Origin of the sequence: Streptomyces sp. NPDC005805, from assembly GCF_040630445.1 — a bacterium.
Lineage (GTDB): Bacteria > Actinomycetota > Actinomycetes > Streptomycetales > Streptomycetaceae > Streptomyces.
Window position 1 is genome coordinate 1 of record NZ_JBEXXN010000092.1, and the last position, 12,727, is coordinate 12,727.

Sequence of the window (12,727 nt, forward strand, 5' to 3'; positions counted from 1 at the left end):
AGGGAGTGGAGCTGGCCGGGCTCTACCAACTGGCCAAGGAACTGCGCAAGCAAGGGGCGGGCTCATGACCCTGGACACGGCGGCGCGGCTGGGCTCCCCCCGAGGGGAGCCGGGCCACCGGTCATGTCCGGGGCCGGTTGTCAGACCGTGCGGAAGGCGAGGACCACGTTGTGGCCGCCGAAGCCGAAGGAGTTGTTGATCGCCGCGATGGTGCCCTCGGGCAGCGCGCGGGGCTCGTCGCGGACGATGTCCGCGTCGACCGACTCGTCCAGGTCGTCGACGTTGATCGTCGGCGGGGCCGTGCGGTGGTGGAGGGCGAGGACCGTGGCGACGGTCTCGATGCCGCCCGCGCCACCCAGCAGGTGGCCGGTCATGGACTTGGTCGCGGAGACCGCGACATGGTTCAGGTCGTCGCCGAGGACCGAGCGCAGCGCCTTGATCTCGGCCACGTCGCCCTGCGGCGTCGAGGTCGCGTGGGCGTTGAGGTGGGCCACCTCGGCGGGCTTGAGGTCCGTGGACTCCAGCAGGTTCCGCAGGGCGGCGGCGATACCGCGGCCCGTCGGCTCCGGCTGGGCGATGTGGTGGCTGTCCGCGGACAGGCCCTGGCCCAGGACCTCGCAGTAGACGCGCGCGCCGCGCGCGGCCGCGTGCTCCGCGGACTCCAGGATCACGACACCCGCGCCCTCGCCGAGGACGAACCCGTCACGGGCGGTGTCGTAGGGGCGGGACGCCTTCGTCGGCTCGTCGTTGTTCTTCGACATCGCCATCATGTTGGCGAAGGCCGCGACGGGCAGCGGGTGGATGGCCGCCTCGGTGCCGCCCGCGACGACCACGTCGGCGCGGCCGGTGCGGATCATCTCGACGGCGTAGCCGATCGCCTCGGCGCCCGACGCGCAGGCGGAGACCGGGGTGTGCACGCCCGCCTGGGCGTTCACCTCCAGACCCACGTTCGCGGAGGGGCTGTTGGGCATCAGCATGGGGACGGTGTGCGGGGAGACGCGGCGGACGCCCTTCTCCTTCAGCACGTCGTACTGGTCGAGCAGGGTGGTCACGCCGCCGATGCCGGAGGCGATCACGGTGCCCAGGCGGGCCGGGGCCACGCCCTCGTCCTCGCCGGCCGGGCCGGTGTAGCCCGCGTCGGCCCACGCCTCGCGCGCGGCGATCAGCGCGAACTGCGCCGAGCGGTCCAGCTTGCGGGCGAGGGGGCGGGGCAGGACCTCGCCCGGGTCGACCGCGGCGGTCGCGGCGATCCGGACGGGGAGGTCGGCGTACCGTTCCTCCTCCAGGGTCCGGACACCGGAACGCCCGGCGAGCAGGCCCTCCCAGGTCGATGCGCTGTCGCCACCCAACGGTGTGGTTGCGCCGATACCGGTGACGACCACGGTGCGATTGGTCGAGTTCACAGGAATTCTTTCTCCACTGTCATCGGGGTGCTGAACTGTCACGGTGCCACCGAGGGCGGCGACCAGCGCGTCACGAGCCCAGGACGGTTACTTGGCCTGGTGGTTGAGGATGTAGCCCGCGGCGTCGCCGACGGTCTTCAGGTTCTTGACGTCCTCGTCCGGGATCTTGACGTCGAAGCGCTCTTCGGCGGCGACGACGACCTCGACCATGGACAGCGAGTCGACGTCCAGGTCGTCGGTGAAGGACTTGTCGAGCTGGACGTCCTCGACCGGGATGCCGGCGATCTCGTTGACGATCTCCGCGAGACCTTCGACGATCTCTTCCTGAGTGGCGGCCATGTTGGCGCTCCTTCGGTGTGTATCAGAGGGTGTGGCGGGGTCCGCGCGGTTTCTCCGGAGATCCGGGGTTCCGCACGGTGCCTAGGGGAGGGTAACGACCGTGGCGGCGTAGACGAGACCCGCCCCGAAGCCGATGACGAGCGCGGTGTCGCCGCTCTTCGCCTGTCCGGTCGCCAGGAGCCGCTCCATCGCGAGCGGGATCGAGGCGGCCGAGGTGTTGCCGGTGGTCTCCACGTCACGGGCGACCGTGACGTGCTCCGGCAGCTTGAGCGTCTTCACCATCGAGTCGATGATCCGCATATTGGCCTGGTGCGGGATGAAGACGTCCAGGTCGGCCGCCTCGATGCCGGCGACGTCGAGCGCCTGCTGGGCGACCTTCGCCATCTCGAAGACGGCCCAGCGGAACACCGCCTGGCCCTCCTGCGTGATGGCGGGGAACTTGACCTCGCCCCTCTCGTCGAGGGGGAGCTGCGAGACGTCGCCGGTGGGGGTCCCCCCGCCTGAGCGAAGCGAGGAGCGGGGGAGGAAGTCGTTCCACGGGACGGTCTGCTTGATGGTCTCGGACTTGTCGCCCTCCGAGCCCCAGACCGTCGGGCCGATGTGCGGCACGTCCGAGGGGCCGACGACGACCGCGCCCGCGCCGTCGCCGAAGAGGAAGGCGGTGGCCCGGTCGTGCAGGTCGGTCAGGTCGCTGAGCCGCTCCACGCCGATGACGAGGACGTACTCGGCCGAGCCCTCCACGATCATGCCCTTGGCGAGGGTCAGGCCGTAGCCGAAGCCCGCGCAGCCCGCGGAGATGTCGAAGGCGGCCGGCTTGCCCGCCCCGATCCGGTCCGCGATCTCGGTGGCGACGGCCGGGGTCTGCTTGAAGTGCGAGACGGTGGAGACGATCACGGCGCCGATCTGCTCCGGCGCTATCCCGGCGTCGGCGATCGCCTTGCCGGACGCCTCGACGGACATGGCCGTCACGGTCTCCTCGGGGGAGGCCCAGTGGCGCGTGGCGATGCCCGAGCGGGAGCGGATCCACTCGTCGGAGGAGTCGATCGTCTCCAGGATCACCTCGTTCGGCACGACCCGGGTGGGCCGGTAGCCGCCGACACCCATGATCCGCGCGTACGGGGCGCCCTTGCTGGGCTTGATCTTCGACATGCTCAGGGGCTCCTTGTCGGCTCAGGCGGCGGAGTGCTCGGCCAGCAGCGCGCGAGCCGCTTCGAGGTCGTCCGGCGTCTTGAGAGCCAGGGTCTTCACGCCCGGCAGGGCGCGCTTGGCGAGACCCGTGAGCGTACCCCCGGGGCAGACCTCGATCAGCGCGGTGGCGCCGTGCTTCGCGAAGGTCTCCATGCACAGGTCCCAGCGGACCGGGTTGGCGACCTGGCCGACCAGCCGGGAGACGACGGCGGAGCCGGTGTCGACGGTCTGCCCGTCCTTGTTGGAGACGTACGGGACGGCCGGGTCGGCGGGCGTCACATCGGCCGCGGCCGACTCCAGCTTCGCGACGGCGGGCGCCATGTGGTGCGTGTGGAAGGCACCGGCCACCTTGAGGGCCACCACCTTGCGCACGCCCTCGGGCTTGTCCGCCTCCAGGGCGGCGAGCTGCGCCATGGTGCCGGCGGCGACGATCTGGCCCGCGCCGTTGATGTTGGCCGGGGTCAGGCCCAGCTTCTCCAGGTGCGCGACGCTCGTGTCCGGGTCGCCGCCGAGCAGCGCCGACATACCGGTCTCGGTGACCGCGGCGGCCTCCGCCATCGCGAGCCCGCGGGTGCGCACCAGGCGCAGCGCGGTGGTCTCGTCCACGACGCCCGCCAGGGCGGCGGCGGTGAACTCGCCGACGCTGTGGCCGGCGACCGCGCCGGGCGCGATCTCGGCGAGGGTGCCGAGGGCGGCGGCGGACAGCAGTCCGGCGGCGACCAGCAGGGGCTGGGCCACGGCCGTGTCGCGGATCTCGTCCGCGTCGGCCTTCGTGCCGTAGTGGGCGAGGTCGAGGCCGATGGCGTCGGACCACGCGGCGACGCGGTCGGCGGCGCCGGGCAGTTCGAGCCAGGGGGTCAGGAAGCCGGGCGTCTGGGCGCCTTGGCCGGGAGCGACGAGTACGAGCACCTTCACACTCTCTCTTGTGGACGGCTTCCGACGCCCGTGGGGACAGGGACGAAGAACCGTCGGGGGAATTGTCGGTGTCCCACAAAAGTCTAGGACTGCGTGTCCCCGTCGGCCAGACGCCCCAGAATCAGGGCGATTCGCAGCGTGAACGCCGAGCGGACGTCGGACGGCGACCACCCGGTGACGTCGGTCACACGTCGCAGCCGGTAGCGGACGGTGTTGGGGTGGACGAACAACATCCGGGCCGCGCCTTCGAGGCTGCTGGCCTGTTCCAGATAGACGCTCAGGGTCTCCAGGAGCGCCGAACCGGCCTCCTCCAGCGGTCTGTAGATCTCCTCCACCAACTGCTCGCGCGCCGCGGGGTCGGAGGCGATGGCGCGTTCCGGCAGCAGATCGTCCGCGAGGACCGGCCGGGGGGCGTCCTGCCAGGCGGTGCACGCCTTCAGCCCGGCCGCCGCCGCCTGCGCGGACCGGGTCGCGGCCAGCAGGTCCGGCACGATCGGGCCCGCGACCACCGGCCCGGCCGCGTACGGGCCGATCAGCGCCTTCGCGACCTGGAGGGGGTTGTCGCTGCCGCCCGCGATCACGACCAGGCGGTCGCCGAGGACCCCGGTCAGCACCTGGAGCTTGGCGTGCCGGGCGGCCCGGCGGATCGCCTCCACGGTCAGCTCGCTGTCCCCGTCGGGCGCGGTGCCGAGGATCACGCAGACGTGGTCGGGCGAGTTCCAGCCGAGGGCCGCCGCGCGAGAGACCGCGCCCTCGTCGGCCTCGCCGGAGAGCACCGCGTTGACCACCAGGGACTCCAGCCGGGCGTCCCAGGCGCCCCGGGCCTCGGCCGCCTGCGCGTACACCTGGGCGGTGGCGAAGGCGATCTCCCGCGCGTAGACGAGCAGCGCCTCGCGGAGCACCGACTCGTCGCCGGGGGCCGCGACCTCCTCGATCGCGGTCTCCATGACCTCGATGGTGGTGCGGACCATCTCCACGGTCTGGCGCAGGGTGATCGCCCGGGTCAGCTCCCGGGGCGCGGTGCCGAAGACGTCGGTCGAGATCGCCTGCGGGGTCTCCGGGTGGCGGAACCACTCGGTGAACGCGGCGATGCCCGCCTGGGCGACCAGCCCGATCCAGGACCGGTTCTCCGGGGGCATGGCCCGGTACCACGGCAGCGTCTCGTCCATGCGGGCGATCGCGTTCGCGGCGAGCCGGCCGGACGACTGCTCCAGGCGGCGCAGGGTCGCGGAGTGCGGGTGGGAGGCGTTCGCAGCAGGTTCGGGCACGGGGACAAGAGTGCCTTATCAGGACGCGGGGACCGAGTGCAGGGGTTCCCGGCATCGCGCCGGCCGGTGCGCGCGCCGCCGCTACCGTGGACGCGTGACAGCCTCCAGCATCTCGGTCCGGCGCGCCGGAGACCGCTACCCGGGCGGGGAGCCCGGGGCGGGGATCGAGTCCCTGCACGCCTTCTCCTTCGGCGGCCACTACGACCCGGACAATCTGCGCTTCGGCCCGCTGCTGGCCTGCAACGAGGAGCGCCTCGCGCCGGGCGCGGGCTTCGACGAGCACCCGCACAGCCACACCGAGATCGTCACCTGGGTCGTCTCCGGCGAGCTGACCCACCGGGACTCGGCCGGGCACGCGAGTGTGGTCCGCCCCGGGGACGTGCAGCGGCTCAGCGCGGCGGGCGGGGTGCGGCACACCGAGCGCAACGACGGTGACGAGCCGCTGGTGTTCGTGCAGATGTGGCTGGCGCCGCTCGACCCGGGCGGGGAGCCCTCGTACGAGATCGTGCGCGGGATCGCCGACGCGACGCCGTACGCCCTCCCGCAGGCGCGGGCGATGCTGCACGCGCGGCGGCTGGCGCCCGGGGAGCGGACCGCCGTGCCGGACGGGGAGTTCCTGTACGTGCATGTGGTGCGGGGCGGGGTCGCCCTCGGCCCGGACGCCGGAGAAACGTTGTCCCCCGGGGACGCGGCGCGGATCACGGACGCGGAGGGGCTGGCGCTGGTCGGGGGCGCGGAGTCCGGGGCCGAGGTGCTGGTGTGGGAGATGGCGGGGCCGGGGCCGGGGGCGTGAGCGCGGTGCGCCGGGGGCGTGAACGTGAGGGCGCGCGCCGGTGGAGGGCGCTGTGCGCCGGGGGTGTTGTCGGACCCCGCTGCGATGATCCCGGTATGGATCTCGCACACGCGCTCGACGGCCTCGACGCCCGCCCCTGGGCCGACTTCTCGCATGCCTACGGCGGGGCGGAGGATCTGCCGGAGTTGCTGCGTGCCTTCGCGGGGGAGGACGAGGAGGCCGCGTCGGAGGCGGAGTCCGAGCTGTACGGCAGCATCCTGCACCAGGGCACGGTCTACCCGGCGAGTGCCGAGGCCGCGCCCTTCCTGGCCCGGGTCGCGGCGGCCGGGCGCCGCCCGGCGGAGGCGCTGCTGCTCCTCGGCGGGCTCGCCGGGAGCGAGGACGAGTGGGGTGTCCCGGCGGGCACGGTCCGCGCCGCCGTCGCCGCCCAACTGCCCCTGCTGATACCGCTGCTGGCCCACCAGGAGCCCCGGGTGCGCCAGGCCGCCGCCTGGGCCGTCGGGCAGATGCGGGCGGCCGGGAGTGCCGGGACCGCGCTGCGCGAGCGCTGGGCGGTGGAGACCGAGCCGCTGGTGCGGGCCGAACTCCTCACCGCCCTGGGCCGGTCGGACGTGCGCGAGGCCGCCCGCCTCGCCCGCGCGGAGCTGGGCCCGGACCGGCCCGCGCCGCTGCGGCTGGCCGCCGTGTTCACCGCGCTGGACGCGGGGGAGAGCTGGGAGCGGGCCCACCACGAGACGGTCCTCGCCCTGCTCCCCGCTGACGCTCTCGGCCGGGAGCGGTTCGACCTGGACCGCGCCGAGCCGCTGCACGCCCTGGTCCTCGCCCTGCTGGAGCGGCGGACCGCACAGGACACGGAGGCCGCCGGGGACCTCCTCCTCGCGGCCCTGGCCTGCGGGCGGCCCAAAGCCGTCGAGGAGGCGCTGTGGGCGGCGGAGGACGCCGTCACGGAGTCACGCGGGCTCAGTGACCGGCTGCTCCCCGCGCTCATCCCCCTGCTCGCCCCCGGCGCCGAACCGCGCCGGGCGGCCTCGCTGGTCGCCCGGTTCGGCCCGGCCGCCGCCGGGGCCGCGCCCGCGCTGAAGGCCCTCGCCGAAGCCGCCCACGAGGACGACCTCGGCGACCGGGCGCTCGTCGCGCTGGTCCAGGTCGCGCCGGAGGAGGCCGCCCCGCTGCTGGCCCGGGGCCTCGGCCGGCTGCCGTGGGCGCTGGACGCAGCGGCCGGGTTCCGCGCGGCCGGTGACTTCCCGTTCCATGCCGGTCTGCTGGACGCGGTGCGGGAGCGGCTGCGGGCCGGTGGGCTGAGCGGCAACGAGCCGTTCCAGCTGTTGGGTCTGCTGCGGCAGTGGGGCGCGCGGGCCGTCCCGGCGCTGCCCGGGGTGTGCGGGTACCTCGGCAGTCATCCGCTCCCGGCCGCGCGGGCGCTGGCGGCCGTCGCCCCGGCAGCCCCGGCCGAGGAGCGCGCCCGCGCGGCGGCGGCCCTGCGCGCGCACGCGGCGGACGGCCCGTCCGTCGTCGCCCGGGCCCTGCACACCCTCACCGGGGACGCGGAACCGCTGCTCGCCGCGCTGGCCCGAGAACTGACGGAGGGGAAGAACGAGGTCGCCTCGGCGGCGATGGCGGCGGGTGAACTCGGCGCGGGGGCGGCCGGGTTGGTCCCGGCCCTGCGGGCGGCCCTCAGCGGCGCGGGTGAGGACGCGATCGTCCCGGTCCTGGACGCGGATGTGGCGATCGCGGCGGCCCTGTGGCGGATCACGGGCGACGCCCAGGCGGCGGTGCCCGTGCTGGACGCGGTCCTGGAGCGGGCGACGGGCCAGGAGTGGTACCGCTGGACGGCGATACGGGCCGCCGAGGCCGCCGCGCTGCTGGGTCCGGCGGGCCGGCCGCTGGAGCCGCGCCTCCGGGCCCTGCTCGGCCACCCGCAGCAGGTCCCGGCGGCGGTCCTCGCGCTGCTCGCCGTCGAGGACGGGGACCGGCCGGGGCTCGCGGCCACGGTGCTGGACGCGGCGGAGAGGGGCGCGCCGCCCCTCGCCGTCCTGGACGCGCTGCTCGCCCTCGGCCCGGACGGCGTCCCGGCCGAACAGGCCGCGCGGCTGGCCGTGTTGGCGGAGGGCGACGCCCGGGTGATCAACTCGGGCGTCGACACGGAGATCGTCCGCGCGGACGAACGTTTCCGGATACGGGCGCGCGAGGTCCTGGCGGCCCTCCGCGCCCGCCCGGTGTCCTAGCGGAGACCGTTGACGAAGGTCTGCCAGGCGGCGGCCTCGAAGACCACGACGGGTCCGTCCGGGTTCTTGCTGTCCCGGACGGGCACGGTGGCGGAGGGGCAGCCGTCGGCGACCGCGACGCAGTCGCCGCCGGTGTTGCCGCTGTGGGTGGACGTGCGCCAGGTGGCGGTGCCGGTGACCGTGCACTCGACGCAGTCGCCCCCGGTGCTCCCGCTGAAGCTGGACTTACGCCAGGCAGCGGGGCCGGTGACGGTGCATTCGACGCAGTCTCCACCGTTGGGGCCGCTGAAGCTGGACTTACGCCAAGGGGCCTTCGCCAGGTCGGGTCGGGTGTCCATAGTGTTCCTCCATCACACGCTTGATCAGCGCCGCCGAATCCCTCACTGAGAGGGCGAGGGCCTGCAAGTGAGCGTAATGGAGGGACGCTTGCTTGATGGTCTTGGGATCGGCGGTCATGTGACCGGACATCATGTCCTCGGTGTAGAAGATGTCCGGGTGGTCCTCGAAGCGCAGCAGATTGAAGGCACCTGCCAGTCCAGGATGCTCACCCGCCGAGAACGGCAGTACCTGGACCCGCATACAGCGGTGGTCCGTGTAGTCCAACAGGCGCGTCAGTTGGGCGCGCATCACGGCGATGCCACCGACCTGACGGTGCAGCACCGCCTCGTCCAGCACGACCCACGCCAGTGGTGGGTGGGCGCGCTCCACGATGCGCTGCCGCTCCATCCGGGCTGCCAGCAGCGTGTCGAGGTCATCCATCTCCCCGGTGGCGAGGACCGCCCGTGCGTAGCCCTCGGTCTGCATCAGACCGGGTACCACTTGCGCCTGATAGGTGGAGATGTAGGACGCCTTCGCTTCCATCTCCGCGTATGGCTGGAACCAGCTGGGGAGTTGGCTGCGCAGTACCAGCCCGATCAGGCGGGAGAAGAGCCCGTCCGTGCCGAGGGCCACATCGACCCGCATGGAGAACTCCCTGGTCGGGACCTTCTTCGTGGTCTCGATCTGGCCGATCAGGGACCCCGAGCAGAAGACGATGTCGCCGAGCTCGCCCTGTTTGAGGCCCGCCGCTTCCCGCAGCCGGCGTAACTCCCAGCCGTAGTAGTCGAGGGGGGACGCGCTGGGATCGAGTGACTGGATGTTGGCCACGACGGGCACCTCCGGCCTGCAACGCCTTTCGGCGTTCGTTTCCTTACGTAGCCGAGCGTAGTCGCCGCGTCGCACCCTGGTGGCATGAATCACGCAACTGATGCGCGGGAACCGGCACTCGGGCCCGGCTACCGCGCCGAGATGGCCGTCGGTGAGCACTCCGCCCGCCACCTGCGCCGCATCCTGCGCACCTACCTCGTCTCCTGGGGTATCCCCGACGTCTGCGACGCCGCCGAACTCGCCCTCACCGAGCTGATCGCGAACGTGGTGCGCCATGTGCCCGGCCGCCGCTGCCAGACCCTGGTCACCTTCCAGGACGGCGGGGTGCGGGTCGAGGTCTCGGACGGCAGCCCCGTCGTGCCCAGCCCCGGCCGGGGGGACGTCACCGCCGAGGACGGGCGCGGGCTGCTCCTGGTCGACGCGGTCACCGACCGCTGGGGCGTGCTGCCCCACCGCTTCGGGCCGCCGGGCAAGACCGTCTGGTTCGAGTGCATGTCCAAACTCCCCGGCGCGGACGCCTGATCCGGGCCGCCCGCGCCGCGTCCACCCGCCTCAGCGCAGCGCGCTCTTCGCCTGCCACTCCTCCCAGGAGAGGTTCCACGCGCCGAAGCCGTTGCCGGGGTCGGGGACGCCCTTGGTGTCGCCTCCGGTGATCTCGAAGGGGTCGCCGGGGCGGACCTGGCCGTAGAACCAGGAGGCGTCGGGGGTGTCCATGCCGATGCAGCCGGAACTCCGGTTGGCGCGGCCCATGTGCTGCGCGTTCCACGGCGCGGCGTGCGCGTACATGCCGGACCAGGTGAGCCGCATCGAGTAGTCGACCATCTTGTCGTAGGCGTCGCCCAGGCCGACCGTCTCGGAGTTCATGTTGATGGTCCCCTCCTTGGCCATCAGCACCGTGGTGCCGCCCCAGGAGCGCTTCTTGCCGCCGGGGGTCCCGCCGGAGACCGGGATCGAGCGGACGGTCTCGCCGTGCCGCTCCAGGGTCAGGCGCTTGGCGTCCAGGTCGACCTTGACGATCTGGCGGGAGCCCACGGTGAAGTGGGTGGAGTAGTCGCGGACGAACCAGCCGCCGTCGCCGGAGTCCGTGCCGTTCAGCCGGGCGTCGAGCCGGACCTCGGTGCCCGGCTTCCAGTACTCCTTGGGCCGCCAGTCCACCCGGTCGCGGCCCGAGTAGTCCTTGATCCAGCCCCAGGAGCCCTCGGTGCCGTCCGGGACGGTGACCTTCAACTGCCGTTCCACCTCGGCCTTGTCGGTCACCGGGTGGTCGAAGACGAGGGACAGGGGCTGGGCCACGCCGACCGTGGTCGCCGCGCCGGGCCGCCAGTCGACCTTGTTGACCCGGTCCGCGGGCGCGGTCGTGAAGGAGGACTCGTCGGTGCGCTCGGTGCCGTCCGGGGTGCGGGTGGTGGTGCGCACGGTGTACGTGGTGCCGGGGGCGGCCTTGCGGGCGGACTTCCAGGCGGTGTCGCCGGAACGTTCGCCCCCGAGGGAGCGGCCCTCGGCGTCGGTGACGACGGCCTTCACCAGGGTCCCGCCGCGCACGTCCACCGTCACCGGCTTCCCGGCGGGGGCCTTGGCGCCGCTGGGGGTGACGGTCACCGTCGCGGGACGGTCCTTCCCGCCGCCCGGCTTCCCGTCGTCGGCGCCGCCACCGCCGGACGTACCCGCCGAGCAGGCGGCGAGCGGCGCCAGCAGCAGGGCGGTCGCCGCGATCCGGGTCCGTATCGGGTGAGCGGACACGGCTCTCGCGGGGTGTATGGGACGCATCGGAACCTCCGTCGTACAGGTCTGGGCCGCCACAGAAGAGGCCCATGGGGGACGGACCGTTGCGCGGCGGCGGAAAGAAGCGGAAAGAAGCGGCTCGACGGCGAGCGTAGGGCGGCGAAACCGCAGGTGAGAGCCGTTCGCGGTGTGTGACGGGCCTTGCGGCACAACGGTCATCGTCCGGTCACATTCGCCGGTCGGGACGGTCATGGACGGCTGTGAGCATCCATCGCACCGCCAGGAGGGACCGCCGTGCGGGACACGGCGCCCCCGGCCCCCACCACACCGACAGGCCCCCACCACACCGACAGACATGAGGTCCCACCGTGTCCGCGCTGCTCCTGCCGGCCGACCGAGGCCGCGACACCGTGCTCGCCCCCGTCACCGCCGACGCCTACCGCGCCTTCCTGGCCTCCCCGGCCGGTCAGGCCCTCGCCCCAGGATTTCTCCAGTGCCCGTCCTGGGGGCAGGTGAAGGAGGGCTGGCGGCCGCTGCTGTTCGGCTGGGGGCCGCGACCGGAGGCGGGGGAGCTGACGGGCGCGGCGCTGGTGCTGATGCGGCGGCTGCCCGGGACGCGCAAGTTCTTCGCGTACCTGCCGGAGGGGCCGGTCGCCGACTGGGCCGACCCCGGTATCGACGCCTGGCTGAACCCACTGCTGCGGCAGTTGGCTTCGGCGGGCGCGTTCGCCGTGCGGATCGGGCCCGCGCCCGCGCACCGGGTCTGGGACGCGGCCCGCCTGAAGGCGGCGACCGGGCCCGGCCGCCGGATCACGGACGTGCTCGCCCGGGAGGTCGACCCGGTGGGCTCGGTGGTCGCGGAGCGGCTGCGGGCCCGGGGCTGGCACCGCTGCGGCGGGGAGGAGGACGGGGACGCGCAGCCCCGGTTCGTCTTCCGCGTCCCGCTCGCCGGGCGGACCCCGGACGAGCTGTGGGCCGGGCTCAACCAGGAGTGGCGGCGCAATGTGCGCCGGGCGCGGCGGGAGGGCGTCGAGACGGTGGTCGGCAGCGCGGCGGACCTGCCCGAGTTCCACCGGCTGCTGGGGATCACGGAGACGCGGGACGGCTTCCGGCTGGGGCGTTCGCTGGCGTACTACCAGCGCCAGTACGCGGCGCTGAACGCGGAGGAGCCGGGCCGGATGACGCTGTACCTGGCCCGGCACCGGGGCGAGATCCTGGCCGCGCACACGATGGTCCGGGTCGGCCGGCGGGTCTGGTACCAGACGGGGGCGTCCGCGGACCACCGGCGCGAGGTGCGGCCCTCCAACCTCCTCCAGTGGCGGATGCTCCAGGACGCCCACGCGCTGGGCGCGGACGTGTACGACATGCGCGGGGTACCCTCCACCCTCGACCCCGAGGAGCGCGCCCACGGACTGCTGCGCTGGAAGCTGGGGACCGGGGGCGAGGTCGTGGAGACCTCGGGGGAATGGGAGAGACCGTTGGACGGCACCGCCAACCACGCGCTGTACCGGGCGTTCCAGGCGTACCTGGCGCGCCGGTGACGAGCGCGGGGAGCGCGCCGGGGACCGGGGTGGTGGCCGGGGCCGGGGGCCCCGGCACCCCGGCCGGGGGTGCGGCATCTGCGCCGCGGGGCGTGTTGGAGGCCGGCGCGCTCGCCGTAGCCGTAGGAGGCGGTGCCCAACTGGGTGTCGGTGAAGGTGAAGTAGCACAGGTCGCCCGGGATGGGGG

General features: G+C 73.6%; 12 protein-coding genes and 1 pseudogene. 4 read left to right on the top strand and 9 right to left on the bottom strand.

All coding sequences use genetic code 11. The annotated features are described in order from the left end of the window. Positions 1–140: 140 nt before the first annotated feature. The 5 genes from fabF to ABZ457_RS29750 all read right to left on the bottom strand — a co-directional run bounded on the left by fabF (position 141) and on the right by ABZ457_RS29750 (position 5,113). Positions 141–1,403 carry a beta-ketoacyl-ACP synthase II gene (fabF, locus tag ABZ457_RS29730; protein ID WP_359163896.1) on the bottom strand — a complete coding sequence of 421 codons (1,263 nt, stop codon included), beginning with the start codon at positions 1,401–1,403 and terminating at the stop codon, positions 141–143. A gap of 87 nt (positions 1,404–1,490) precedes the next feature. Beyond that, on the bottom strand, positions 1,491–1,742 hold the full coding sequence (locus ABZ457_RS29735) for an acyl carrier protein (RefSeq protein WP_359163899.1): 252 nt from the start codon (positions 1,740–1,742) through the stop codon (positions 1,491–1,493). A gap of 81 nt (positions 1,743–1,823) precedes the next feature. Next, on the bottom strand, positions 1,824–2,891 hold the full coding sequence (locus ABZ457_RS29740; protein ID WP_359163902.1) for a ketoacyl-ACP synthase III: 1,068 nt from the start codon (positions 2,889–2,891) through the stop codon (positions 1,824–1,826). 21 nt (positions 2,892–2,912) lie between these two features. After that, positions 2,913–3,839 (bottom strand): ACP S-malonyltransferase, encoded by a 927-nt coding sequence (locus ABZ457_RS29745; protein WP_359163904.1) that lies wholly within the window; start codon positions 3,837–3,839, stop codon positions 2,913–2,915. An 89-nt stretch (positions 3,840–3,928) separates the two neighbouring features. Continuing rightward, positions 3,929–5,113, bottom strand: a complete 1,185-nt coding sequence (locus ABZ457_RS29750) for a helix-turn-helix domain-containing protein (protein ID WP_359163907.1) — start codon at positions 5,111–5,113, stop codon at positions 3,929–3,931. 109 nt (positions 5,114–5,222) lie between these two features. Here ABZ457_RS29750 and ABZ457_RS29755 point away from each other — a divergent pair, with 109 nt between their 5' ends. Together ABZ457_RS29755 and ABZ457_RS29760 are read left to right on the top strand one after the other, a co-directional pair. Continuing rightward, a complete protein-coding gene (locus ABZ457_RS29755) occupies positions 5,223–5,906 on the top strand; it encodes a pirin family protein (RefSeq protein ID WP_359163924.1) in 684 nt (227 codons plus the stop codon). 95 nt (positions 5,907–6,001) lie between these two features. After that, the gene (locus ABZ457_RS29760) at positions 6,002–8,131 is read left to right on the top strand and encodes a HEAT repeat domain-containing protein (RefSeq protein ID WP_359163910.1); all 2,130 of its coding nucleotides are present in this window, start codon (positions 6,002–6,004) and stop codon (positions 8,129–8,131) included. Here the strand turns inward: ABZ457_RS29760 and ABZ457_RS29765 are convergent. Together ABZ457_RS29765 and ABZ457_RS29770 are read right to left on the bottom strand one after the other, a co-directional pair. Next, entirely contained in the window at positions 8,128–8,469 is a 342-nt protein-coding gene (locus ABZ457_RS29765) for a DUF397 domain-containing protein (protein WP_359163912.1), read from the bottom strand. The genes ABZ457_RS29760 and ABZ457_RS29765 overlap by 4 nt on opposite strands. Next, positions 8,429–9,277 (bottom strand): helix-turn-helix transcriptional regulator, encoded by an 849-nt coding sequence (locus ABZ457_RS29770; RefSeq protein WP_359163914.1) that lies wholly within the window; start codon positions 9,275–9,277, stop codon positions 8,429–8,431. The genes ABZ457_RS29765 and ABZ457_RS29770 overlap by 41 nt, the downstream gene beginning before the upstream one ends. Positions 9,278–9,361: 84 nt before the next feature. On the opposite strand from ABZ457_RS29770, the gene ABZ457_RS29775 reads away from it, so the two are divergent. Continuing rightward, a complete protein-coding gene (locus tag ABZ457_RS29775) occupies positions 9,362–9,799 on the top strand; it encodes an ATP-binding protein (RefSeq protein WP_359163917.1) in 438 nt (145 codons plus the stop codon). Positions 9,800–9,829: 30 nt separating this feature from the next. Here ABZ457_RS29775 and ABZ457_RS29780 read toward each other — a convergent pair whose 3' ends face one another. Continuing rightward, a complete protein-coding gene (locus ABZ457_RS29780; RefSeq protein ID WP_359163919.1) occupies positions 9,830–11,044 on the bottom strand; it encodes an Ig-like domain-containing protein in 1,215 nt (404 codons plus the stop codon). Between the two features lie 323 nt (positions 11,045–11,367). On the opposite strand from ABZ457_RS29780, the gene ABZ457_RS29785 reads away from it, so the two are divergent. Further along, entirely contained in the window at positions 11,368–12,540 is a 1,173-nt protein-coding gene (locus ABZ457_RS29785) for a peptidoglycan bridge formation glycyltransferase FemA/FemB family protein (protein ID WP_359163921.1), read from the top strand. Between the two features lie 116 nt (positions 12,541–12,656). Here ABZ457_RS29785 and ABZ457_RS29790 read toward each other — a convergent pair. Then, positions 12,657–12,727, bottom strand: a pseudogene (locus ABZ457_RS29790) (DUF3830 domain-containing protein); the annotation flags it as partial.